The sequence below is a fragment of the Streptomyces sp. NPDC042100 genome (assembly GCF_055582325.1).
Map to the genome: position 1 here is coordinate 523,128 of NZ_JBVJDK010000004.1, position 22,522 is coordinate 545,649.

Genomic DNA, 22,522 nt, shown 5'->3' on the forward strand with positions numbered 1-22,522 from the left:
CTACAGCGCCCGGCGGGCCGCCGCGATCCGCTCCGGGTTCCAGCCCGGCCGGGGCACCGACTCCAGCAGGAGCCGGGTGTACGGATGCTCCGGGGCCGCCAGCACCTCGGCGGTGCGGCCCGCCTCCACGACGGCGCCGTGCCGCATCACGATGACCTCGTCGGTGACGCACCGGACCACGCCGAGGTCGTGGGTGATGAACAGATAGCCGATCGAGGTCTCCTCGCGGATGTCGGCGAGCAGGTTGAGGATCTGCGCCTGTACCGACACGTCCAGCGCCGCGACCGCCTCGTCCAGCACCAGCACGGCCGGCTCCACGGCCAGCGCCCGCGCGATGGCGACCCGCTGCCGCTGCCCGCCGGAGAGGTGCTTCGGCAGGGCGTCGGCCGCCCGGGTGCCGAGCCCGACCTGGTCGAGCAGCTCCCGCACCCGCCGGGCGTGGTCCCGCTCCGGGAAGTGCAGCCTCAGCGTCTCGCGCAGCGCCGCCTCCACGCTGGTGCGCGGATCGAGCGAGGAGTACGGGTCCTGGAAGACCATCTGGACCTCGCGGGCCCGCGCCAGCCGCCCGGCCCGGCCGCGCGCCCGCTCGGTCCTGGACCGGCCGAGGACATGGACCTCGCCCTCGTCCGCGTACTCCAGGCCGACGACGATCCGCGCCGTGGTGGTCTTGCCGGAGCCCGACTCCCCCACGATGCCCAGCGATCCGCCGCGCGGCAGGACGAACGACACGTCGTCCACCGCCCGTACGGCTCCGTAGCTGCGTCGCAGCCCCTCGACGACCAGCACGTGCTCGGCGTTCTCAGACATCGGCGGCGCTCCCTTCGAGCCGGTCGCTGTGGTGGCAGGCGGCCCGGTGGCCGGGCCGGCCGGGGGCGCCGAGCATCTCGGGCGCCCGCAGGTCGCAGGCCTCCGTGGCCAGCGGGCAGCGGGCGGCGAAGGCGCAGCCCGGCAGCTCGGTCCGCAGGTCCGGCGGCTGTCCCTCGATGGCGGCGAGACGGCCGCCGGCGCCCTCCATCCGGGGTGTGGAGGCCAGCAGCGCCGCCGTGTACGGGTGCCGGGGGCGGGCGAACAGCTCCGTCGCGGGCCCGCTCTCGGCGATCCGCCCGGCGTACATCACGTACACCCGGTCGCTGATGGCGGCGGCGAGGTCCAGGTCGTGGGTGACGAACAGCAGCCCGGTGCCGAAGCGTTCGCGCAGCCGCCCGAGGAGGGCGACGACCTCGGCCTGGGTGGTGACGTCCAGGGCGGTCGTCGGCTCGTCGGCGAGGAGCAGGGCCGGATCGCCCATCAGGGCCGCGGCGATCATCACGCGCTGGAGCATCCCGCCGGACACCTGGCCGGGGTACTTGTCCAGGGCGGTCGCGTCCAGGCCGACGGCCTCCAGGAGTTCGACGGCGCGGGCCCGGGCCCGGTCCGCCGTCATCGTCCTCGTCAGCCGCACGCTCTCGGTGAGGAAGTCGCCGATCCGCCGCAGCGGGTTGACGGCCGCCCTCGGGTCCTGGAAGACCATGGCCACGGTGCCGGTGCGCAGCGCGCGCAGCCGCTCCGCGTCGAGGGCGAGGACGTCCTGCCCGTCGACGAGGACGGCGCCCTCGGTGACGGCGCCGGACGGCAGCAGCCGCAGCGCGCTGCGGGAGGTGAGGCTCTTGCCGGAGCCGGACTCGCCGACGAGGGCGACGGTCTCGCCGCGCCCGACGGTGAGGTCGACGCCGTCGAGGACGGGGCGGGCCGTGCCCGGCAGGGTGATCCGCAGCCCCCGGACGTCGAGGGCGGGCCGGTCGGTCGGGTTCATCGGTCTCTCCTGGCGACACGGTCGGCCCAGCGCTCGCCGACCACGTTGAAGGCGACCACCGTCAGCACGATGAGGGCGCAGGGCAGGATCGCGGACAGCGGATAGCCGTGCTGGACGGCGGTCTGGCCGTCGAAGACCATGCGGCCCCAGTCGGGCGTGAGCGCCGGGACGCCGAGCCCGAGGAAGGACAGGCCGGCGAGGTCCATGAGGGCGTAGCCGAAGTTGATGGTGGACTGGGCGAGGACGACGGGCGCGATGTTGGGCAGTACGTGGCGCAGGCAGATCTGGAGCGCCGAGTGCCCCTGCACCTGGTAGGCGCTGACGTACGGCCTGGCCCGTTCGGCGAGGACCAGGGAGCGGGTCAGCCGGCTGACGTAGGGCAGGTAGGCGATCGCGAGGGCGATGACCGGGGCGGTCAGCCCCTCCCCGTACATGGAGATGATGAGGATCGCCAGCAGCATCCCGGGGAAGGCGAAGACCAGTTCGGTGGAGCGGGAGAGCAGCGAGTCGAGCCAGCCGCCGCGCCAGGCGGCGGCCATCCCGACGGCGACGCCCGCGACGGTGGAGAAGAGGACCACGCCGAGCGGGCCGAGCAGCGAGGTGCGGGCGCCGAGGAGCAGCCGGGAGAGGGTGTCGCGGCCGGCCGCGTCCACGCCGAGCGGGTGCGCGGCCGAGGGTCCGGCGAGCGCGTCGCCCAGGTCCACGGCGTTCGGGTCGTGCGGTACGAGGAGCGGGGCGAGCAGCGCGGCGGCCACGACCAGGAGCACGAAGCCGAGGCAGCAGAGGTGGAGCGGTGAGCCGGCCGTACGGATCCGGGCGAGGCCGGGGCGGCGGGTGAGGACCGCGGTCATGCGGTGGACCTCCTCGATCCGAGGGTGATCCGCGGGTCGACCAGCGGGAGCAGCAGGTCGACGATGAGGTTCACGGTCATGAACAGGGCGACGATGATGAGGGAGATGGCCTGGACGGTCGGGAAGTCCTTGGTGGAGGTGGACAGTTCCAGGAGCTGGCCGATGCCGCCGATGCTGAACGCGGTCTCGACGAGGATCGTGCAGACCAGCAGGGTCGAGACGATCAGCCCGCCGGTGGTCAGGACGGTGCCCAGGGAGTTGCGGAAGACGTGCCGGCGGATGACCTGGCGCTCGGGCACGCCCCGGCTGCGGGCGACGGTGACGTGCTCGCTGTCGAGGGCTTCGAGCATGGCGGAGCGGGTGACCCGGGCGAGCATCCCGATCAGGTAGAGGGCGAGCGCGACGGCCGGGAGGGTGAGGTGCCAGACCTTGTCCAGGAAGCCCTCGCCCGCGCCGCCGCTGGGGAACCAGCCGAGCTTGACGGCGAACAGCGCCTGGAGCAGGACGGCGGCGACGAAGGACGGGGTGCCGACGGCGAAGGTGGTGGTGACCAGGACGGCGGAGTCGGTGGCGCCGCCGCGCACTGCGGCCACCCGGCCGAGCACGAGGCCGACGACCACGACCACGGCGAGCGCCATCACGACCAGCAGCAGGGTGGTGGGGAGGCGGTCGGCGAGCAGCCGGGAGACGTCGGTGCGGTAGGTGATGGACCGTCCGAAGTCGCCGTGGAGCAGGTCGCCGAGCCAGCGCAGGTAGCGGACGAGGAAGGGGTCGTCCAGGTGGTACTGGGCGTTGATGGCGGCGAGCGCCTCGGGCGAGGCGGAGCGGCCGGAGAGCAGGAAGCTGGCGGGGCTGCCGGGCGCCAGGTACATCGCGCCGAAGACGACGAAGGAGGCGCACAGCAGGGTGGCGGCCATCTCGGCGAGGCGCCGGGCGGCGAAGCGGGCGAAGCTCACCGTGCGGCCCCCACATCGGCGGCCCACGGGTAGTACATGTAGGAGATGGTGGTGGGGGCGCCGGTGATCCGCTTGTTGAGGAAGACGGAGGTGGGCCACTCGGCGACCGGGATCCACAGCAGCTGCTCGGCGGCGTGCTTCTGGAGCTCGGTCTCGATCAGCAGGCGCTTGTCGGGGTCGTACTCGGCGGTCGCCCGCTCGACGCCCTGGTCGTACGTCTTGTCGCTGTAGCCCGCGAAGTTGAGGTACGCGCCGGTCTTGAAGCTGGTGAGCAGGTCCAGCGGGTCGGTGATCGAGTCGTAGTAGGTGAGCGGGAACATGTCGATGCCCTCGCGCGCCTTGGGGTCGGTGAACAGCGCGGTGAAGGCGTTCGGGGCGATGGTCTTGAGCCGGATGTCGAGCCCGATCCGCGCGCCGGCGGACTGCACGGCGGTGGCGAGCAGGGAGACGTCCTGGCCGATGGAGCTGGTGGCGACGGTGAGGGTCTTGCCGTCGGCGCCGGCCTCCTTGACGAGCGCCTTGGCCTTCTCGATGTCGGGTCCGCCGGTGGGCAGCCAGTCGAGGGCCGTCTTGCGGGTCCGCTCCGAGCCGGCGGCCCAGGCGGCGCGCGTGGTGAGGGAGTGGGTGGCGGTGCCGGCGCCGCCGAGGCCGGCCTTGACGAAGCCGGTGCGGTCGAGGGCGAGGGAGAGCGCGCGGCGGACGCGGACGTCGCCGAGCGGGCCCTTCATGTTGGTGATGTTGACGTTGACCGTGCTGAGGCCCTCGCCGAAGTAGAGGGTGCCGACGCCGCTGTCCTTGAGCCGTCCGTAGCTCTCGGTGGGGATCAGGTAGCCGCCGTCGGCCTCGCCGCTGAGCAGGGCGTTGGTGCGGGCCGAGGGGTCGGTCATGAAGCGGAAGACGACCTTGCCGGACGTGGCCTTGCGGCCCCAGTAGCCGTCGAAGCGGTCGAGCTCGACGGACTGGCCCTTGTTCCAGGTGCCGAGGGTGAAGGGGCCGGTGCAGGCGAGGCCGCCGGTGGTGCCGTAGTCCTTGCCTGCCTTCTCGACACCCGCCTTGGAGGCGACGACTCCGGCGGCGGTGGCCATGTACTGGGGGAACTGCGAGTCGGGCTTCTTGAGGGTGACGGTGACCTGGAGCGGGCCGGTCTTCCTGACGGCGGCGACGTTCTGGAAGTTCTGCGCCCAGGCGGCGGCGTTGTCGGGGTTCGTCTGCCGGCCGAGGCTGTAGACCACGTCGTCGGCGGTCATCGTGCGCCCGTCGTGGAAGCGGACCCCCGCGCGCAGGTCGTAGACCCAGGTGGTGGGGTCGGGGTTGGACGCCTTGCGGGCGAGGCCCGGTTCGAGGGTGAGGCCCGGGGTCCAGCGCATCAGGCTCTCGCACACGTTGGACAGGATGGTGTTCTGCGGGTAGTCGAACGCCACCGTGTAGTCGAGGGTGGGCGGCTCCGCGTAGACGGCCCAGGTGAAGGAGTCGAGCGGGCCCTTGGCGGCGGGCGTGCCCTTCGAGAGGGAGACGGCCCCGGCCCCGTCGCCCGCCTTGGGCGGCCCGGCGCAGGCCGCCAGCAGGGCGGTGGAGGTCAGGAGGGCGGCCGCGGCCGCGAGCGGGCGCCCGGCCCCGGGGCCGCGTAGCCCCCCGGTGCGTCTGCTGGTGCGGAGTACGGATGTGATCATCGTCGCGCTCTCTTTCCGTACGCGGTGCGTACGCGATGGGGGAGGCCGCCGGACCGCGGGGACGGTCCGGCGGGAGCGGGCGGGGGCCGGTCCGGGGGTTACGGCAGGGGCTGGGCGACGGGGATCTGCTGCGTGATGCAGTGCACCCCGCCGCCGCCGAACGCGATCGCGAGCGCGCGCACGCCGACCACCTCGCGGCCGGGGTAGGCCTCGGCGATCACGGCGAGGGCCGCGTCGTCCTCGGGCAGACCGGCCACGGGCACGACGACTCCGCCGTTGGCGACGTAGTAGTTCAGGTAGGACACCTCGACCCGGCCGTCGGCCATGTCGGCGAACGCGGTCTGCGGCACGTCGACGATCTCCAGACGGCGGCCCCGCGCGTCGGTGGTGGCCTCCAGTACGGCACGGTTGGCCCGCATCCGGGCGTAGTCGGGGTGCGCGGGGTCCTCGGGGAGGGAGACGACGACCTTGCCGGGGGCGGCGAAGGCGCAGACCCCGTCGACGTGGCCGTCGGTCTCGGTGTCGAGCAGACCGCCGTACGGAAGCCAGACAACCTTACGGACGCCCAGCCGGGATATCAGCTCGGCCTCGATCTCGTCCCGGTTCATGCCGGGGTTCCGGTTGGGGTGCAGGAGGCACTGCTCGGTCGTGATCAGCGTGCCCTCGCCGTCGACGGTGATCGCGCCGCCTTCGAGGATCATCTCGGAGCCGATCCGCTCCACCCCGAGGTGGTCGAGGAGCAGGGAGCTGATCCGGTCGTCGGAGTCGTAGGGGTGGTGCTTGCGGCCCCAGGCGTTGAAGCGGAAGTCGACGCCGGCCCGGCGGCCCTCGGCGTCGAGGACGAACAGCGGGGCGGAGTCGCGGAACCAGGAGTCGTCCAGCGGGAGCTCCACGACGGTGATCTCCGGGCCGCACCAGGTCCGGGCGTCGTCCCCGTGGCCGGGCGGGGCGACCATCGTCACCGGCTCGAACGCGGCGATGGCCCGGGCGACGTTCGCGTACTCCTCCTTGACGTCGGCGAGCACGCTGCCCCAGAGGTCGGGGCGGGTCGGCCAGGCCATCAGACAGCCCTCGTGGGCGGACCACTCGGCGGGCATCTGGAATGCGGTCATCGGAAGCTCTCTCTTCGGTGGGTGGAATCTTCCTCTCGACTGAAAATTCAGTCAAGAGTGAGGACGTCAGAGGATCGGGGCACGGCGATCGAGATCGGGGGGCGGGGTTGTGGGATGCGGGATCGGGAATCGGGTCCGGGCACGCGTCCGGTGGGGCGCACCGGGCGTCGGGGCCGCATCCTGCCGGGGTGAGGGAGGACCGGGCGGGCCCGGAGGGCCGGCGACTGCGGGGCCGCCCGCTCTCGGCGTGCCCACACTGTGGCACTGACTGAAAAGACAGTCAAGGTTTTGACGAAGGGCCCGTGACGCAGGGGCGAAGCGGGGATGACGGGCGGGGGCGGGCGGCTCTCAGCCGAGCCCGGCGAGCTCCGCCTCGACGGCGCCCCGCAGCAGGTCGCGCGCGTGCTCGATCCGGATGCCGCCGCCGAGCCAGCGCATGCTCAGGCCCTCCAGGAGCGCGGTCAGCCGCTCCCCCGACGCGGCGAGCGCGGAGGCGGGGGCCATCGGCCGGACCTGACCGAGCAGCGCGGCCACCTCCTGGGTCCACACCAGGGTGGCCCGCGCCAGGTCCTCGCGCAGCAGCTCGTCGAAGACGGCGCTGGCCCGCAGCTCGCCCCAGGCGGCACTGTTCTCACGGACCTCGGGGATGTCCTGGAGCTCCAGGAGCAGGGTCTCCTCCAGCTCCTGGCGCGGGGTCAGCGGCGGGGCGTCGGGGTCGCGGTCGCTCGTGTAGCGCTCGGCGCGGTCGTTGATGAACTCCAGGGTGTGGCGCAGGATCCCGGCGCGGTCCTTGAAGTAGTAGTAGATCAGCGCCGTGGACACGCCCGCCTCGGCCGCGAGCTCCTCCACCCGCAGCCCGCGGATCCCGCGCCGGGCGATCACCCGCGCGGCGGCTTCCAGGATCTGAGTACGACGAGTCGCCATGGCCGAACCCTACCTGGCGCTTTCCCGGCCCCGCTCAGCCCGCCCGGCGGTATCGGTCGACGGCGACGGTGACGGAGCGGCCGTCCGGTGTCGCCTCGACCAGGCGCACGATCGCGATGTCCTTCTGGTCGGAACCACGCACGCAGAAGGGCCGTTCGCCGGCGAGCTCGGCGAAGGGCAGGGCCGTCACCGGACGGGTCTCGATGCCTCGGACACACTCGGCGACGCTCAGCTCGTCGCCGTCGGCGACGAAGGCGTCGGTCTCCTCGGACACGACGAACGCGGCGCCGTCGCGGGCCAGGTACCAGGACGCGGTGGACTCGGGGACCACCTTCCCGGCCCCGAGGTCGAACTCGTAGCCCGCGTCGGGGAGGGTGAGCTCCGCGTTCGCGTACCCCGGCGCGTAGCGGGCCGGGGCGTCCTCGGGCGGGGGGCCGAGTGCGAGGAAGGCGACCGCCCCGCCGCCGACCAGCACGCCGGCCGCCGCCAGCCCGGCGACCACGGCCCGCCGCCCCCGGCGGGGCGCCCGCCGGGAGTTCCGTGGGCCGTCCTCCGCGTACGGGGGCGGGGCCGGGGCCAATGGGGCGGAGGGGACCGACGGGACCGACGGGCCCGACGGGACTGACGGGGCGGGGAGCGGTGCCGGGGGCCCGGCGGAGGCCACCGTGGCCTGGGCGTGGACCGGGGCCGGGGGCGGCGTGGGAAGCGGCGTCGGGAACGGGCGCGGTGTCGGCGCCGGAGCCGGTGCCGGTGTCGGTGTCGATGCCCGCGTCGGGAACGGGGCCGGGGCCGGGGTCCGCGTCGGTGGGAACGCGGTCGGCGGGGGCGTGCTCCCCGAGCCGTAGCCCGCGAGGTCGGCGCTGACCGGCCGCGGCAGCCACTCCTCGGCGAAGCCCGGCCGGGGGCCCACGGCCGGGTGGGCGTGGACCGCGGCGATGAGCTCCGCGGTGCCGGGCCGCTCGCGCGGGTCCTTGGCGAGGCAGCGCCCGAGCAGTTCCCGCAGCTCCGGGGGGACGGGGCCGAGGTCGGGCGCCTCATGGACCACCCGGTAGAGCGCGGCGGCCTCGGGGCCGTTCCCGAACGGGGTCAGGCCGCAGGAGACGTAGGCGGCGAGGGCGCCGAGCGCGAACACGTCGGTGGCCGGGGTCACCGGATGCCCGAGGGCCTGCTCGGGCGCCATGTACGCGGCGGTGCCGATCCGCAGCCCGGCCCCGGTGAGCGCGACGGCGTCGGCCGCCCGTGCGATGCCGAAGTCGATCACGCGCGGCCCGTCGGCGGCGAGCAGCACGTTCGCGGGCTTGAGGTCCCGGTGCACGACGCCCACGCCGTGGATCGCCTGGAGGGCCTCGGCGATGCCCGCCACCAGCGGCAGCACGGTGCGGACGGGCAGCGGGCCGTGCCGCTGGACGACCTGCTGGAGGGTGGGCCCGGGGACGTACGCCGTCGCCAGCCACGGCGTCCGGGCGTCCACCCCGTGGTCCACCACCTGCGCGGTGTACAGGCCGTGGATCCGGCGGGCGCTGGCGACCTCCTGGGCGAAGCGCTCGCGGAACTCGGGATCGGCCGCGAACTCCTCCCGTACGGCCTTCAGCGCGAGGGGCCGGCCGCCGGGGGTGTACGCCAGGTACACCACGCCCATGCCGCCCGCGCCCAGCCGGGCGTGCAGCCGGTAGCCGCCGATCTCGCCCGGGTCGTCGGGGGACAGCGCCGTGCGGGCGGGCGGGACACCGGGGGGCTGTGCGGACATGCGGCGGCTCTTTCGGCGAGGGGGCGTGTGGGGGCGCGAGGCCCCCGCATCGTGCCTCTAACTAAAGTTTCAGTCAATATGACACGATGAGAACAGAGAGCACCGGAAGGGAACAGCTGGTGACGGATCGCAGAACCGCCATCCTGGAGGCGGCGGCCCGCACCCTGGGGCGGCGGGGGGTCCGCGGCCTGCGCGTGGACGAGCTCGCCGCCGAGGCGGGCGTGTCGACCGCACTGGTCTACTACCACTTCAAGGACCGGGCCGGCCTGCTCCGGAGCACCCTCGACTTCATGGCCGGCCGGGCCCGGCGGCCCTTGGCGGACCGGTCCCGCGCCGGCGGTCCCGCCGACGCCCAGGAGCTGCTGGAGCTCGCCTTACTCGGGGAGTTCCAGGACCTCCCCGAGGTGCGCGAGGCCGCCACCGCGTGGAGCGAGCTGCGCGCCGGGGCGATCTTCGAGCCGGGCCTCAGGGCGGCGCTCGCCGAGGCGGGCGGGGTCTGGATCCAGGAGGTCGCGGACCTCCTGGCGCTGGTCCGGCCGACCGCGGGCGCGGCGGCGCTGGGCGCCTCGGCCGAGCGCCTGACCGCGCTGCGCGAGGGGCTGGACACCCGGCGGTTCAGCGGCGTCCTGCACCCGGGGCACGCCCGCGAGCTGATGCGGGAGGCGATCGGGGCGGAGCTCGCCCACCTCCCCCACGGCGCCTCCTCGGGCATCGGGCACACCTCCCTCCCTGTTTGACTGAATTTTCAGTCAGTGCCACAGTGGGGGTCAGGAGGCCGTATCCGCCGTCGTGGCGAGCGGCGCTCCGGGTCCGCGTCACGCACCCTTGAAGCAGGACTCGCAGCAGGACTCACCCGGCGCTCCCGCGCCACCCCTCATCCCTCTCCCCCCCCCACCTCGGAGTCCACCGTGACCTTCCTCCCTTCCCGCCGCTCCACCCTCCGCGCCTTCGCCGGCATCGGCGCGCTCGTCCTCGGCGCCTCGGCCTGCGGCCCCTCCGACCCCGGTCTGGCCGGGGCCGCGGGCAGCGCGTCCCCGGACAAGGACGCGGACTCCCCCGCGGCGGGCAGGCGCCGCCTGGGCGCCGAGTGGGAGAGCCACACCCGCACCTTCATGTCCTGGCCCGCGCTGGAGTCGGTCTGGGAGGAGGACCTGCGGTACGTGCGCGAGGACATCGCCCGGATCGCGCGGGCCGTCGGCGAGTACGAGGCGGTCGTGATGATGGCCCGCCGCGACCAGGTCAAGGCCGCCCAGCGGGCCTGCGGCTCCCAGGTGGAGGTCATCCCGCTGGAGGTCGACGACCTCTGGGCCCGCGACACGGTCCCGGTCTTCGTCGAGGAGGGCGGCACCGTCACCGGCGTCGACTTCCACTTCAACGGCTGGGGGAACAAGCAGCGCCACGACAACGACGCCCTGGTCGGCGAGACCCTGCTCGGGACCTACCGGATCCCGCGCGAGGAGGCGCCGCTGGTGGCCGAGGGCGGCTCGTTCGAGACCGACGGCGAGGGCACCCTGCTGATCACCGAGAGCTCGATCGTCAACGACAACCGCAACCGCGGCAAGAGCCGCGACCGGATCGAGGCCGAGCTCAAGGAGACCCTGGGCCTGGAGAAGGTGGTCTGGCTCGCGGGCGTCCGCGGCGAGGACATCACCGACGCGCACGTCGACAGCCTCGTCCGCTTCACCGCCCCCGGTGTCGTCCTCCTGGACCGGGCCCACCCGAGCACTCCCGCCGACTCCTGGTCGCGCTCCGCCGACCAGGCGAAGGCGGTGCTGTCCCGGGCCACCGACGCGCGCGGACGGCGCTTCGAGATCATCGACCTGCCCCAGCCCGACCTGGACCGGATCACCGGCGAGGGCGACGACTTCGTCTCCACGTACGCCAACTTCTACATAGCCAACGACGCCGTCTTCATGCCCCGCTTCGGCGACCGCAAGGCCGACGCCACCGCCAAGGGCATCCTCCAGGAGCACTTCCCCAAGCGGGACATCGTCGCCGTGCCGATCGACACCATCGCCTCGGGCGGCGGCGGCATCCACTGCTCCACGCACGACCAGCCGGGCAGGCCCGCCGCCTGATCCCGGCCCGGGCCCGCACCCGTACGTCTCCGTGCGGGCCCGCCCCCCCACGCCCCCACGCACACCCCGGAGTCACCGTGTCCGAGAACCGGCGCCGTCCGCGCCCGCGCAGGCGGACCCTGGCCACCGCCCTGATCCCGCTCGCCATGGCGGCGGCCCTCACCGTCGGCGCCTGGCTGCAGTTCGGCGAGCGGCAGGACCTGGACACGGTGTACGCGGCGGGCGGGCGGGAGCCCGACCGGGTGGACGTCGACGCCACGGTCCAGCGCGTCGACGCCTCCGGCCGGGAGCTGGTGCTGCGGGTGCTGGTGACCCCCAGGGGCGCGCTCGCCGAGGCGGGCGGGATCTCCCCCGCCGGGGACCTGGTCGTGCAGACCTCGGCGTCCACCGGCGGCGACCTGTCCTTCCCCGCGCACAGCCGCATCTCCACCCGGGACGTGCCGGTGGCGCTGACCGGCGGGCCGATCACCGACTACCCCTTCGACTCCTACGCGACGACCCTGGAGTTCGGCGCCACGGTCGGCGGCGAGAAGGTCCCCGTGCACATGCGGCTGGGCAACGCCGACGCGCTCTTCGCCGCCTCGGTGGACCCCGGCGAGAGCGACGGCGTCGCCGTCTACGACGTCGGGCTGGGCCGCTCCACCAGCGTGCTGGTCTTCGCCGTCTTCATGATGGCGGCGATGTGGGCCCTGGCCGTGGCGGTGCTGATCGGCGCCTGGTACCTCGTCACCCGCCGCAAGGGCCTGACCTGGCCGGCCCTGGGCTGGATGGCCGCCACCCTGTTCGCCCTGGCCGCCTTCCGCAACACCGCCCCGGGCGCCCCGCCCATCGGCTCCCTCCTCGACTACCTCGCCTTCCTCTGGGCGGAGTCGGTCGTGGCGGCCTGCCTGATCGTGGCGGTCGTGGCCGGGATCAGGGCCGAGCCGGCCATCGAGGACCCGGCGCCGCCCGCCGGGGACCCCGAGCCGCCCGCCGACGAGCCCGCTCCGCCCACCTCGCCGATTCTCAACTGAAGTTTCAGTCAGCATGAGACAATCACCCGGACGACGAGGAGGAAGCGCGTGGCGACGGACCGCCGAACGGCGATTTTGGAGGGGGCCGCCCGGGTGATAGCCCGGCGCGGGGTCCGCGGGCTGCGGGTGGAGGAGCTGGCGGCCGAGGCGGGGGTCTCCACCGCGCTGGTCTACTACCACTTCAAGGACCGGGCGGGCATCCTGCGCCACACGCTGGAGTTCATCAGCGACCGGGCCGACCGCTACACCGCCGACGAGGACGGGGCGGACGAGCCCTTCGACCCTCGGCTGGAGCTGGAGCGCTCGCTGCTGCTGGAGTTCCAGGACCTCCCCGAGGTCCGCGAGAACAGCACGGCCTGGGGCGAGCTGCGCGCCAGCGCCGTCTTCGAGCCGGAGCTGCGCCCCGACCTGGCGCGGGCCGGGCTCACCTGGGTGCACGAGGTCGCCGCGCTGCTCGCCCAGGCCTGCCCGGCCGCCCCCGCCCCGACCCTGACGGCCTCCGCCGAGCGCCTGACCGCCCTGCTGGAGGGGCTGAGCACCCGCTGGCTGACCGACGCCCTGACCGTGACGCACGCCCGCGCCCTGATGCGGGAGGCGGTCGACGTGGAGCTCGGCCGACTGCACCGGACCTGGACCCCGGACGCCTGACCTCTCCCGCGACGCGGGCGGTCCGTCAGCCGCCCGCCGCCCGCAGGCGCAGCAGCTTCTTGTCCGGCTTGCCCGCGTCGGTGAGGGGCAGGGCGGGGACGAAGTCGACGACCTCGGGCTCGTACATCGGGCCCCGGCCCTCGCGGACCCAGGTCCGCAGGTCGTCGGCCGAGACCGAGGCGCCGGGGGCGGCGACGACGGTGGCGTGGACGCGTTCGTGGCCGCCGTCGCCCTTCACTCCGTAGACCGCGCTGTGCCGGACGGCCGGGTGGGTGTCGAGGAAGTCCTCCAGTTCGGTGGTGTACACATGGCCGCCGACCACGGCGATCATGTCCTTGATCCGGTCGACGACCGAGAGGTAGCCGCGCTCGTCGACGTGGCCGAGGTCGCCCGTGTGGACCCAGCCGTCCCGCAGGACCTCCGCGGTGAGTTCCGGGTTCTTCCAGTAGCCCTCGAAGACGTGGTCGGAGCGGACGCAGATCTCCCCCACCTCGCCCGGGGGCAGCGGGCGGCCCGCCGCGTCGCGGATCTCGACCTCGGCCCCGGGGACCGGGCGGCCGGCGGTGCGCAGGACGTCCGGGCGGTCGGGGTCGTGCTCGGCGGCGGTCAGCACGCTGACGGCGCCGGCCTCGAACTGCCCGTACCCCTGCTGGAGGACGGGGCCGAGCAGCCGCACCGCCTCGGCGATCCGGGCGGGGGACGAGGGGGTGCCGCCGTAGGTGAGCTGGCGGAGGCTGGAGGTGTCCGCGCGCGCGGCGTCGGGGTGGTCGATCACCTGGTAGAGCAGCGGCGGCAGCAGCATCAGGTTGGTGATGCGCTCGCGGGCGATGGTGGCGAGGATGGCGGCCGGGTCGAAGGCGTAGTGGAGCACGACGGTGCCGCCTGCGGAGAGGGTGGCGTCGGCGATGAAGCCGGCGGCGTGCGACAGCGGGGTGCAGACCAGGTCGCGCCGGCCGGTGCCGCTGAACAGCTCCCGGGTCCGGGCGAGTCCCTCGCCCATCCCGCCGAACGTGGCCCGGACGCCCTTGGGGTGGCCGGTGGTGCCCCCGGAGTGCCGGATGAAGCAGAGGTCGTCGGGGCGCGCGGCACCGGTCACCGGGGTGCCCGGCTGCTTCGCCGCCAGGGCCGACAGGTCCTCCCCCACGCCGGACAGCGGCCCCGCCGGGGCGCCGTCCAGGAGCAGGACGTGGGCGACGGGCGGGACCCTGCGCAGCAGTCGGGCCGCCCGGTCGGCGAGCCGGGGGTCGACGACGAGCGCGTACGTCTCGACGTCGGCCATCATCAGGGCCTGTACGTCCGGGGCGAGCCGGTTGTAGAGGTGGTTGAACCGGGCGCCGAGCAGATTGACGGCGTAGCGGACGGCCACGGTCTCCGGGAGGTTGCCGCACAGCAGCGTCACGGTCCGGCCGGGTCCGATGCCGCGCTCGCGCAGCGCCCGAGCGAACCGGTAGACGAGGGAGCGTAACTCCGGCGCGGTGAGGCGCCGTTCGTCGCCGACGAGGACATCGCGGCCGGGTTCCGCGGCCAGTCCTTCCAGGATGGTCTCGACGTAGTTGCGGAACCCGGGCGGGGGCGAGGCGGACACGGGCGTTCCCTTCTGAGGCAGGGTCGGTCGCCCCGGAACCTGTCCCGCGAGGGCGCCCGCCACGCATGATCCCGCCGGGCGCCCCGCCGGGCCGAGCGGGACGGCCGGTTCCGTCAGGCGCTTTGTCCGGAACGGGGCTTCAAGCGCCCGCCGGGCGGAACCTACTGTGCGCATACGGATCGACACGCACCGTGTCCGCGAGCGGTCCGTGTCCCGGCATGCCGTCGGGCGCGGATCCTCCGTCCAGGTCTCCGTCCAGACCTCCGTCCGAACCTCCGTCCGAACCTCCGTCCAGCCGACGAAAGGCAGAGAACACCCGTGGCTCTTCCCGATCGCGCCCAGCCCCAGCCCGCCACCCCGCTGACGCGGGACCTGAACGCGGCCGTCGTCGTCCCCGACCCGGCCACGGACGCGGAGGCCGCGTTCGCCGCCCAGGGGCTGATCGCGGCGTTACCCGCCGACTTCACCGTCGAGAAGGCCGACGGCGGCCCGGTCCCCGCCTGGTCCCTGACACCGTTCGGGTTCCTCGAAGGCGACGCCCCGGACACCGTCAACCCGAGCCTGTGGCGCAACGCGCGGCTGAACATGAACGCCGGCCTGTTCGAGGTCGTCGCGGACGCGGTCTACCAGGTCCGGGGCATGGACCTGTCCAACATCACCTTCCTGGAGGACCCGTCCGGCTCCTCCCGGGAGATCGTCGTCGTGGACCCCCTGATCAGCGAGGAGACCGCGGCCGCCGCGCTCGCACTCTACCGGGAGCAGCGGGGCGGCGACCGGGTCATCCGGGCCGTGATCTTCACCCACTCGCACATCGACCACTACGGCGGCGTGCTGGGCCTGTGGGCGGACGGGGCGCTGCCCGAAGGCGTCGACGTCATCGCCCCCGACGGCTTCCTGGAGCACGCCGTCAGCGAGAACGTCTACGCGGGCAACGCGATGCAGCGCCGCGCCCAGTTCATGTACGGCTCGCTCCTTGAGCGTTCGGAGCAGGGGCAGGTGGACGCGGGCCTGGGCAAGGCCAACTCGCTGGGCACCTCGGGGCTGCTGGCCCCGACCTTCACGGTGACCTCCGAGCTCGCGGCGCCGGGAATCGTGCACGCCTTCGGGCCGGTGAACATCGAGTTCCAGCTCACCCCCGGCACCGAGGCCCCGGCCGAGCTGAACTTCTACCTGCCCGACGTGCGCGCCCTGTGCATGGCGGAGAACGCGACCCCGACCCTGCACAACCTGTACAGCCTGCGCGGTGCCCAGGTCCGGGACGCCAAGGCGTGGTCGGAGTTCCTCCTCCAGTCCGCCGCCTGGTACGCGGACCGCTCCGACTCGCTGTTCGCCTCCCACTTCTGGCCGCGCTGGAACAGCGAGGAGGCGCCGGAGACGATCCGCTCCTTCCTCACCTCGCAGGCGGATCTGTACCGGTACCTGCACGACCAGTCGCTCCGGCTGGCCAACCACGGCCACACGATGACGGAGATCGGCGAGGAGCTGGACGGCGCCGTGCCGGAGTCCCTGGGCGGTCAGTGGTACAACCGGGGCTACTACGGCACCGTCAACCACGACTCCAAGGCGGTGTACCAGCGCTATCTCGGCTGGTACGACGGCAACGCGGCCCATCTGCACACGCTGCCGCCCGAGGAGGCCGGCGCCCGGTACGTCGACGCGTTCGGCGGCGCCGACAAGGTCGTGGACATCGCCCGTACGGTCTTCGACAACGCCAAGACCGCGCAGGACTACCGCTTCGCGGCCGAGCTCCTGACCCATGTGGTCTTCGCCGACCCGGCCGACTCCGCCGCCCGCGGCCTCCAGGCCGACGTGCTCGAACAGCTCGGGTACCAGGCGGAGAGCGGCCCCTGGCGCAACTTCTACCTCGCCGCCGCCAACGAGCTGCGGGTCCGCCCGGTCGACAGCCCCGTCTCCCTGCCCTCGCCGCAGATCATCACGCCGCCGGTGCTGGCCGCGATGCCGCTGGACATGCTCTTCGACTACCTCGGCATCCGGCTCAACGGCCCGAACGCGGCGAGGCAGCCGCTGTCCCTGGGCCTGACGGTGACCGGCGGGATCCCCGGCGACCCCACCACGTACACCCTGCGGGTCCGCAACGGCGTCCTGGTCCAGGAGCCCGGCACGCTCGACCCGGCCACCACGGACGCCGCCTACACCGTCACGCGTGACGGTCTGAACCGGCTCGCCATCGCGCAGGCCACGCCCGAGGAGCTCGTCGCGGACGGCTCGCTGACCGTCGACGCGGGCACCCTCGACACGCTGAACGCCTTCGACGCGCTGCTCGACACCTTCGCGTACTGGTTCGGCCTCACCACCCCCTGATCCGGCGGCTCCACCGGCCGGCGCCCTCCCCCGGGAGGGCGCCGGCCTCGTCATGTCGCGGGTGCGCGGTGAGCTCCTCGCTCTCTCTATGCCGGTCAGTCACCACCACTGCGTGGAAAGCGTGTTGAGGGAAATGAACCTCAACGATCAACAACATCAGGCACCTTGGCCAACTTTGTTCGAGAGAGATAACCTCTCGATCTACCGATGTGCCGACTCGTCAACCCCGGGGGACCGCCACCAGCAGGTCCTCGCGCTGCACGGCAGACTCAACTAGAGAGAGATTGCTTCAGAATGCGCCGAGTAACCATCTTCGACACCACACTTCGCGACGGTGAGCAGGCGCCGGGAAACGCCATGACGCCCGGCCAAAAGCTGCGTCTCGCATTGCACTTGGAGAAGCTGGGTGTCGATCGCATCGAGGTGGGGTTCCCCGCCTCCTCCCCCAGCGACTTCGAGGCCGCGCGACTCGTCTCGGAGAGCCTGACGACGGCCCGGTTCGCCACCCTCTCCCGAGCCGTCCGCGCGGACGTCGAAACCGCCGTGCGCGCGGGTGGCACCGACCGTCACGAGGTGCAGGTCCTCGTGTCCGGCAGCGACCTGCACCTTGAGCACAAGCGCGGGATCAGCCGCCGCGAGGGGATCCGCGAGGTCGTCGACGCCGTCGCGCACGCCCGGTCGCTGGGAGTGGAGTCGATCGCGCTGGCCATCGAGGACGCCAGCCGAGGCGAGCGCGACCTGCTGCGCGCCTACGTCGAGGGCGCGGTCGACGTGGGAGCCACCCGGCTCGTTCCCGCCGACACCTGCGGATACTCCACGCCCGACCAGTACGCGGACGTGATCGCCGACTTCCGCTCGTGGGCCCCGGAGCACGTCGGCGTCTCCACCCACTGTCACGACGACTTCGGCCTCTCCCTGGCGAACGCGGTGAGCGGCATCCAGGCCGGTGCGGACGAGGCCCAGGTCACCCTCGGCGGCATCGGCGAGCGGGCGGGAAACACCCCTCTGGAGCAGTTGGCCGCCCTCCTGCTCTACAAGAAGGAGCACTACGGGTTCTACACCTCGATCGACACGGAGGAGATGTACAGCGCCTACGGCGTGCTGCGCGAGGCGATCCGCCTGCCCGAGGTCCGCGCGAAGGCGATCTTCGGCACGTACGCCTTCGGCACCGCCGCGGGAATCCACCAGCAGGGAGTCCTGCGGAATCCCGCGACCTACGAGTACGTGGAGCCCGCCCGGTTCGGCCGGCAGCGCTCCCTGATGATCGGGCGCCACTCGGGCCGCGCCGTGCTGCGCCACCTCCTCACCGAGCTGAGCATCACCGTGACCGACGAGGAGCTCGAAAAGCTCTACCGGACGCACATCACCGAGCGGATCGACGGCGACTGCGACACCCTCGAAACGCTCAAGGAGCGCCTCGCTTCGGAGCTCATAGGCACCGGCCGGGAATCGGCCCAGGGCTGACAGCGGAAAGGGCCGGAATCACCACCCATGGGTTCGACACTGGCACGGAAGCTCTGGGACCTGCACGTCGTGCGGTCCGACGGCGGCGACGATCTGCTCTACATCGACCTCCACCTCCTCCACGAGGTGAACACCCCCCAGGCCTTCGACGGGCTGCGGGACGCGGGACGCACGGTCCGCAGACCCGATCTGACCATCGGTACGGAGGACCACAACACACCCACCATCGCCGTCGACCGGGGGATCCAGGACCCGCTGGCCCGGCAGCAGTCCGCGCTCATGCGGCAGAACTGCGCCGAGTTCGGCATCCCGCTCCACCGGCTCGGTGACGCGGGACAGGGCATCGTCCACGTCATCGGGCCGGAACTGGGCCTGACGCGGCCCGGCATGACGGTCGTGTGCTGCGACTCGCACACCACCACGCACGGCGCGTTCGGCGCCCTCGCACTCGGGATCGGCACCAGCCAGGTCGAACACGTGCTGGCCACCCAGACCCTCTCCCTGAAGTGGCCGGGGACCATGGCCGTCACCGTGAACGGCGCGCTGCCCCTCGGCGTGACGGCGAAGGACCTCGCCCTCGCCCTGATCGCACGGATCGGCACGGCCGGGGGCCGGGGACGCGTCATCGAATACCGGGGCGAGGCGATCGGCTCCCTCTCCATGGAGGGGCGCATGACCCTGTGCAACATGTCGGTCGAGGCAGGGGCCAGAGCGGGCCTGATCGCGCCTGACCAGGTCACCTTCGACTATCTGCGCGAACGGCCCGGTATGCCCGAGGGACCGGCCTGGGACGCCGAGGTCTCCTTCTGGGAATCCCTGCGCACGGACCCCGACGCGGTGTTCGACCATGAGATCGTCCTGGACGCCGCGGCACTCAGCCCCTACGTCAGCTGGGGCACGAACCCCAGCCAGAGCGCCCCGCTGCACGAGGCCGTGCCCGATCCCGGCACGCTGACGGACGCCCACGACCGGGCGGCGGCGGAGAAGGCCCTGGAGTACATGGACCTGAGCCCCGGCACTCCCCTCCGCGACCTCGGCGTCGATGTCGTGTTCGTCGGATCCTGCACCAACGGACGCATCGAGGACCTGCGGGAGTGCGCCGCGGTGCTGCGGGGCCGGAAGGTGGCCGAGTCCGTCGAGCTGATCATCGTCCCCGGCTCGGCCCAGGTGCGGCGCCAGGCCGTCTCCGAGGGCCTGGACGCGGTCTTCGCGGACGCCGGCGCGGACTTCCGGGCCGCCGCCGGCTGCTCGATGTGTGCCGCGCTGAACGAGGACCGGCTGCGCGCGGGGCAGCGCGCGGCCTCGACGACCAACCGGAACTACGAGGGCCGCCAAGGCAAGGGCGCACGCACCCACCTCGTCTCCCCGATGGTGGCGGCCGCCACCGCGGTGGCCGGCCACCTGGCGGCTCCCGGCGACCTGAAAGCGCGGGCCTGACATGCGACGGTTCACCGTTCACCAGGGCACGGCGGTGCCCCTGCGCAGGACCGACGTCGACACCGACCAGATCATCCCGGTGCGCTTCTGCACGCGCTCCACCCGGCACGGGCACGCCGACTCCCTCTTCGCCGACTGGCGGGACGACCCCGGGTTCGTACTCAACCGACGGGAGCACGAGGGCGCCTCGGTGCTCGTGGCGGGCACCGACTTCGGCACCGGTTCGTCCCGGGAGTACGCGGTCTGGGCCTTGCAGGACTACGGGTTCCGAGCCGTGCTCGCCCCGCGCTTCGGGGAGATCTTCCGGGGGAACGCGCTCCTCAACGGCCTGCTCACCGTCGCCCTCCCGGAGGACGTGATCGAGTCGCTCTGGCAGTCCATCGAAGCCGACCCGGCGACCGGGATCACGGTGGATCTCGAACGCCTGGAGGTCCGCTGGCCGGGCCGGTCGCAGGCGTTCGCCATCGACGCGGAGGCACGCCGCCGGCTGCTGGCCGGGCTCGACCCGATCGCGGCCACCCTGGACCATGAGGACGAGATCGCCGCGTACGAGAGCGGGCGGCGCCCGCAGTTGCCGACGACGCGCTGACACCGCGCGCTCCGCGTTCCACCCGCCACGAGCCCGAGGGCCGGGCCGCCCCGCGTGGGGAGGCCCGGCCCTCGCGCTCGTGTCTCAGTCGCCCTGGGACCAGTCGCCCAGCAGCCAGGCCCGCTCCTCGTCCGTCATGATCTCAAGCTGGTCGAGACGCTGGTCGGGCTCGGCCACCACCGATCGCAGGACCCTGGCCCACCGCTGGACGAGGGCATCGATCGTGGCCGCCTCGAACAGGTCCGCCGAGTACTCGATCGTGCCCTCGATGCCGACCGGCGCCCTCCCTTCACCGAACTGCTCCCAGAGGCTGAAGAACAGATCGAACCGCGAGGTCCCGGTGTCCACCTTCTGGTAGCTGGCCGAGAGGCCGTCCAGGGACAGGCGGCCCTGGGCGGTGTTCTGCAGGGCCAGCATGATCTGGAAGAGCGGGTGGTGGGAGAGCGTCCGCTGCGGATTCAGCTTCTCCACCAGGAGGTCGAAGGGCAGGTCCTGGTGGGCGTACGCGGCGAGGTCCGTGTCCCGTACGCGGGCGAGCAGCTCGCGGAAGGTGGGGTCGCCGGAGGTGTCGGTCCGCAGCACCAGCGTGTTGACGAAGAACCCGATGAGTCCCTCCAGCGCCTGGTCGGTGCGGTTGGCGATCGGGCTGCCGATCGGGATGTCGGAGCCCGCGCCCAGTCGGGTGAGGAGGGCCACCAGTGACGCCTGCAGCACCATGAACACGGTGGCGTCGGACTCCTGGGTGAGCCGGATGACGCCGCGGTGCGTCTCCTCGTCGAAGCTGAACGGCCGCCATTGCCCCTTGTACGAGCTGACCTCGGGGTGCGGACGGTCCACGGGCAGCGGGATCCGGTCGGGAAGTCCCGCCAGCTCCTTCATCCAGTAGTCGGTCTGCCGGCTGAGCAGGCTCTCCGGATCCTGCGCGTCGCCCAGCAGTTCCCCTTGCCACAGGGTGTAGTCGGCGTACTGCACCCGGAGCGCCTCCCACTGCGGAGCGGTCCCGCCGCGCCGTGCTCCGTACGCTCGCGCCAGGTCCCCGGTGAGCGGGCCCATCGACCAGCCGTCGCCCACGATGTGGTGCAGGACCAGCAGAAGCAGATGGGTATCGCCGTCCACCCTGAACACGCGCGCCCGCAGGGGTAGTTCGCTGGACAGGTCGAAGCTGCGCCCGGACTCCGCCGCGACCAGCTCCTCCAGGCCCTCGGCGTCCGCCTCGACCACGTCGAAGCCGATCGCCGCTTCGCCCGCCTTCAGGATGCGCTGGTGCGGCATCCCGTCGATCTCGGGGAAGACCGTCCGCAGGCTCTCGTGCCGCGCCACCACGTCACCCAGCGCCGCCCGCAGCGCCTCGATGTCCAGCTCGCCCCGCAGGTGCAGCGCGACCGGAATGTGGTAGGTCGAGGACTCCTCGAAGCGCTGGAGGAACCAGAGGCGTCGCTGCGCGAAGGACAACGGCAGCACCTCGGGCCGCACCGCGGGCTCCACCGGCGGACGGGAGTCCGCCCCCGAACCCGCCCCCGGCCCCAGCCGTACGGCCAGGGCTTCGACCGTAGGCGCCTCGAACAGCGCCCGGATCGCGACCTCCGCGCCGAGCACGGAGCGGATCCTGCTGATCAACTGCGTCGCCAGCAGCGAGTGACCGCCCAGGTCGAAGAAGTTGTCCTCGACACCGACCGAGGAGACCCCCAGCACCTCCGCGAACAGCTCGCACAGGATCTCCTCCACCGGCCCCCGCGCAGCCCGCCCCGACCCGGCGCTCTCCAGCACCGGAACGGGCAGCGCACGCCGGTCCAGCTTCCCGTTCGATGTCAGCGGGAACGCGTCGAGCACCACGACGGCGGCCGGAACCATGTACTCCGGCAGACGCCTGCCGACGTACGCCCGCAACTCCGCCGACGTCACCTCAGCACCGTCGTCCAACGTCACGTAGGCCACCAGCATCGCCTCGCCCGAACGGTCCTCACGAGCCAGCACCACCGCACCACGCACCGCCGGATGCTCACCGAGCACCGCGTCGATCTCACCCAGCTCGATACGGAAACCCCGCACCTTCACCTGATCATCCGTACGACCCAGATAGTCGAGCTGACCGTCCGCCCGCCACCGCACCAGGTCACCCGTGCGATACATCCGGGCACCCGCCGGACCGAACGGATCGGCCACGAAACGCTCGGCCGTCAGACCCCGCCGATTGACGTAGCCGCGCGCCAGGCCGCCCCCGGAGAGATAGAGCTCTCCGGCCACACCCACCGGAACCGGACGCAGCCCGCCATCAAGCACATAGGCCCGCTGGCCCGCGATCGGACCACCGATCGGCGGCGTCCCCTCGGCATC

General features: G+C 72.9%; 18 protein-coding genes. 8 read left to right on the top strand and 10 right to left on the bottom strand.

The window, feature by feature from the left end:
* The 8 genes from ACZ6J5_RS12330 to ACZ6J5_RS12365 form a co-directional block, all read right to left on the bottom strand.
* The gene (locus tag ACZ6J5_RS12330) at positions 1-807 is read right to left on the bottom strand and encodes an ABC transporter ATP-binding protein (protein ID WP_469390469.1); all 807 of its coding nucleotides are present in this window, start codon (positions 805-807) and stop codon (positions 1-3) included.
* Positions 800-1,792 carry an ABC transporter ATP-binding protein gene (locus ACZ6J5_RS12335; protein WP_469390471.1) on the bottom strand — a complete coding sequence of 331 codons (993 nt, stop codon included), beginning with the start codon at positions 1,790-1,792 and terminating at the stop codon, positions 800-802. The genes ACZ6J5_RS12330 and ACZ6J5_RS12335 overlap by 8 nt, the downstream gene beginning before the upstream one ends.
* Positions 1,789-2,643, bottom strand: coding sequence for an ABC transporter permease (locus tag ACZ6J5_RS12340; RefSeq protein WP_469390473.1), 855 nt, complete (start codon positions 2,641-2,643; stop codon positions 1,789-1,791). Before ACZ6J5_RS12340 ends, ACZ6J5_RS12335 begins: the two co-directional genes overlap by 4 nt.
* The gene (locus ACZ6J5_RS12345; protein WP_469390475.1) at positions 2,640-3,599 is read right to left on the bottom strand and encodes an ABC transporter permease; all 960 of its coding nucleotides are present in this window, start codon (positions 3,597-3,599) and stop codon (positions 2,640-2,642) included. Before ACZ6J5_RS12345 ends, ACZ6J5_RS12340 begins: the two co-directional genes overlap by 4 nt.
* Positions 3,596-5,269 (bottom strand): ABC transporter substrate-binding protein, encoded by a 1,674-nt coding sequence (locus ACZ6J5_RS12350; protein WP_469390477.1) that lies wholly within the window; start codon positions 5,267-5,269, stop codon positions 3,596-3,598. Before ACZ6J5_RS12350 ends, ACZ6J5_RS12345 begins: the two co-directional genes overlap by 4 nt.
* A gap of 98 nt (positions 5,270-5,367) precedes the next feature.
* Complete coding sequence (locus ACZ6J5_RS12355) at positions 5,368-6,381, bottom strand: agmatine deiminase family protein (protein ID WP_469390479.1); 1,014 nt, start codon at positions 6,379-6,381, stop codon at positions 5,368-5,370.
* Positions 6,382-6,729: 348 nt separating this feature from the next.
* Positions 6,730-7,305: a TetR/AcrR family transcriptional regulator gene (locus tag ACZ6J5_RS12360; RefSeq protein WP_469390481.1), complete on the bottom strand. Its 576-nt coding sequence runs from the start codon at positions 7,303-7,305 to the stop codon at positions 6,730-6,732.
* A gap of 34 nt (positions 7,306-7,339) precedes the next feature.
* Complete coding sequence (locus ACZ6J5_RS12365; protein ID WP_469390483.1) at positions 7,340-9,052, bottom strand: serine/threonine-protein kinase; 1,713 nt, start codon at positions 9,050-9,052, stop codon at positions 7,340-7,342.
* A gap of 119 nt (positions 9,053-9,171) precedes the next feature.
* Here ACZ6J5_RS12365 and ACZ6J5_RS12370 point away from each other — a divergent pair, with 119 nt between their 5' ends.
* The 4 genes from ACZ6J5_RS12370 (at position 9,172) to ACZ6J5_RS12385 (ending at position 12,791) form a co-directional block, all read left to right on the top strand.
* Positions 9,172-9,789, top strand: a complete 618-nt coding sequence (locus ACZ6J5_RS12370; RefSeq protein ID WP_469390485.1) for a TetR/AcrR family transcriptional regulator — start codon at positions 9,172-9,174, stop codon at positions 9,787-9,789.
* 171 nt (positions 9,790-9,960) lie between these two features.
* Positions 9,961-11,130, top strand: coding sequence for an agmatine deiminase family protein (locus ACZ6J5_RS12375; protein ID WP_469390487.1), 1,170 nt, complete (start codon positions 9,961-9,963; stop codon positions 11,128-11,130).
* A gap of 77 nt (positions 11,131-11,207) precedes the next feature.
* Positions 11,208-12,143 (top strand): DUF4436 domain-containing protein, encoded by a 936-nt coding sequence (locus ACZ6J5_RS12380; protein ID WP_469390489.1) that lies wholly within the window; start codon positions 11,208-11,210, stop codon positions 12,141-12,143.
* Positions 12,144-12,191: 48 nt separating this feature from the next.
* The gene (locus tag ACZ6J5_RS12385; RefSeq protein ID WP_469390491.1) at positions 12,192-12,791 is read left to right on the top strand and encodes a TetR/AcrR family transcriptional regulator; all 600 of its coding nucleotides are present in this window, start codon (positions 12,192-12,194) and stop codon (positions 12,789-12,791) included.
* A gap of 25 nt (positions 12,792-12,816) precedes the next feature.
* On the opposite strand, the gene ACZ6J5_RS12390 is transcribed toward ACZ6J5_RS12385, so the two are convergent.
* Complete coding sequence (locus tag ACZ6J5_RS12390; RefSeq protein ID WP_469390493.1) at positions 12,817-14,376, bottom strand: AMP-binding protein; 1,560 nt, start codon at positions 14,374-14,376, stop codon at positions 12,817-12,819.
* A gap of 318 nt (positions 14,377-14,694) precedes the next feature.
* Between ACZ6J5_RS12390 and ACZ6J5_RS12395 the strand changes: the two genes are divergently transcribed.
* The 4 genes from ACZ6J5_RS12395 to leuD all read left to right on the top strand — a co-directional run bounded on the left by ACZ6J5_RS12395 (position 14,695) and on the right by leuD (position 20,188).
* Positions 14,695-16,698 (top strand): alkyl/aryl-sulfatase, encoded by a 2,004-nt coding sequence (locus ACZ6J5_RS12395; protein ID WP_469390495.1) that lies wholly within the window; start codon positions 14,695-14,697, stop codon positions 16,696-16,698.
* A 294-nt stretch (positions 16,699-16,992) separates the two neighbouring features.
* Positions 16,993-18,162 (top strand): LeuA family protein, encoded by a 1,170-nt coding sequence (locus ACZ6J5_RS12400; protein WP_469390497.1) that lies wholly within the window; start codon positions 16,993-16,995, stop codon positions 18,160-18,162.
* A 27-nt stretch (positions 18,163-18,189) separates the two neighbouring features.
* Positions 18,190-19,599 carry a 3-isopropylmalate dehydratase large subunit gene (gene leuC / locus ACZ6J5_RS12405; protein WP_469390499.1) on the top strand — a complete coding sequence of 470 codons (1,410 nt, stop codon included), beginning with the start codon at positions 18,190-18,192 and terminating at the stop codon, positions 19,597-19,599.
* A gap of 1 nt (position 19,600) precedes the next feature.
* Complete coding sequence (leuD, locus tag ACZ6J5_RS12410) at positions 19,601-20,188, top strand: 3-isopropylmalate dehydratase small subunit (RefSeq protein ID WP_469390500.1); 588 nt, start codon at positions 19,601-19,603, stop codon at positions 20,186-20,188.
* Positions 20,189-20,272: 84 nt separating this feature from the next.
* Here leuD and ACZ6J5_RS12415 read toward each other — a convergent pair.
* Positions 20,273-22,522, bottom strand: a 2,250-nt coding sequence (locus tag ACZ6J5_RS12415; protein WP_469390502.1) for a condensation domain-containing protein, incomplete at its 5' end; no start/stop codon positions are given.

What these genes read in the sequence shown, in the direction of transcription:
- ACZ6J5_RS12330 (WP_469390469.1), bottom strand. Translation starts at nt 807, where the DNA reads ATGTCTGAGAACGCCGAGCACGTGCTGGTCGTCGAGGGGCTGCGACGC.
- ACZ6J5_RS12335 (WP_469390471.1), bottom strand. Translation starts at nt 1,792, where the DNA reads ATGAACCCGACCGACCGGCCCGCCCTCGACGTCCGGGGGCTGCGGATC.
- ACZ6J5_RS12340 (WP_469390473.1), bottom strand. Translation starts at nt 2,643, where the DNA reads ATGACCGCGGTCCTCACCCGCCGCCCCGGCCTCGCCCGGATCCGTACG.
- ACZ6J5_RS12350 (WP_469390477.1), bottom strand. Translation starts at nt 5,269, where the DNA reads ATGATCACATCCGTACTCCGCACCAGCAGACGCACCGGGGGGCTACGC.
- ACZ6J5_RS12355 (WP_469390479.1), bottom strand. Translation starts at nt 6,381, where the DNA reads ATGACCGCATTCCAGATGCCCGCCGAGTGGTCCGCCCACGAGGGCTGT.
- ACZ6J5_RS12360 (WP_469390481.1), bottom strand. Translation starts at nt 7,305, where the DNA reads ATGGCGACTCGTCGTACTCAGATCCTGGAAGCCGCCGCGCGGGTGATC.
- ACZ6J5_RS12365 (WP_469390483.1), bottom strand. Translation starts at nt 9,052, where the DNA reads ATGTCCGCACAGCCCCCCGGTGTCCCGCCCGCCCGCACGGCGCTGTCC.
- ACZ6J5_RS12400 (WP_469390497.1), top strand. Translation starts at nt 16,993, where the DNA reads ATGCGCCGAGTAACCATCTTCGACACCACACTTCGCGACGGTGAGCAG.
- leuC (WP_469390499.1), top strand. Translation starts at nt 18,190, where the DNA reads ATGGGTTCGACACTGGCACGGAAGCTCTGGGACCTGCACGTCGTGCGG.
- leuD (WP_469390500.1), top strand. Translation starts at nt 19,601, where the DNA reads ATGCGACGGTTCACCGTTCACCAGGGCACGGCGGTGCCCCTGCGCAGG.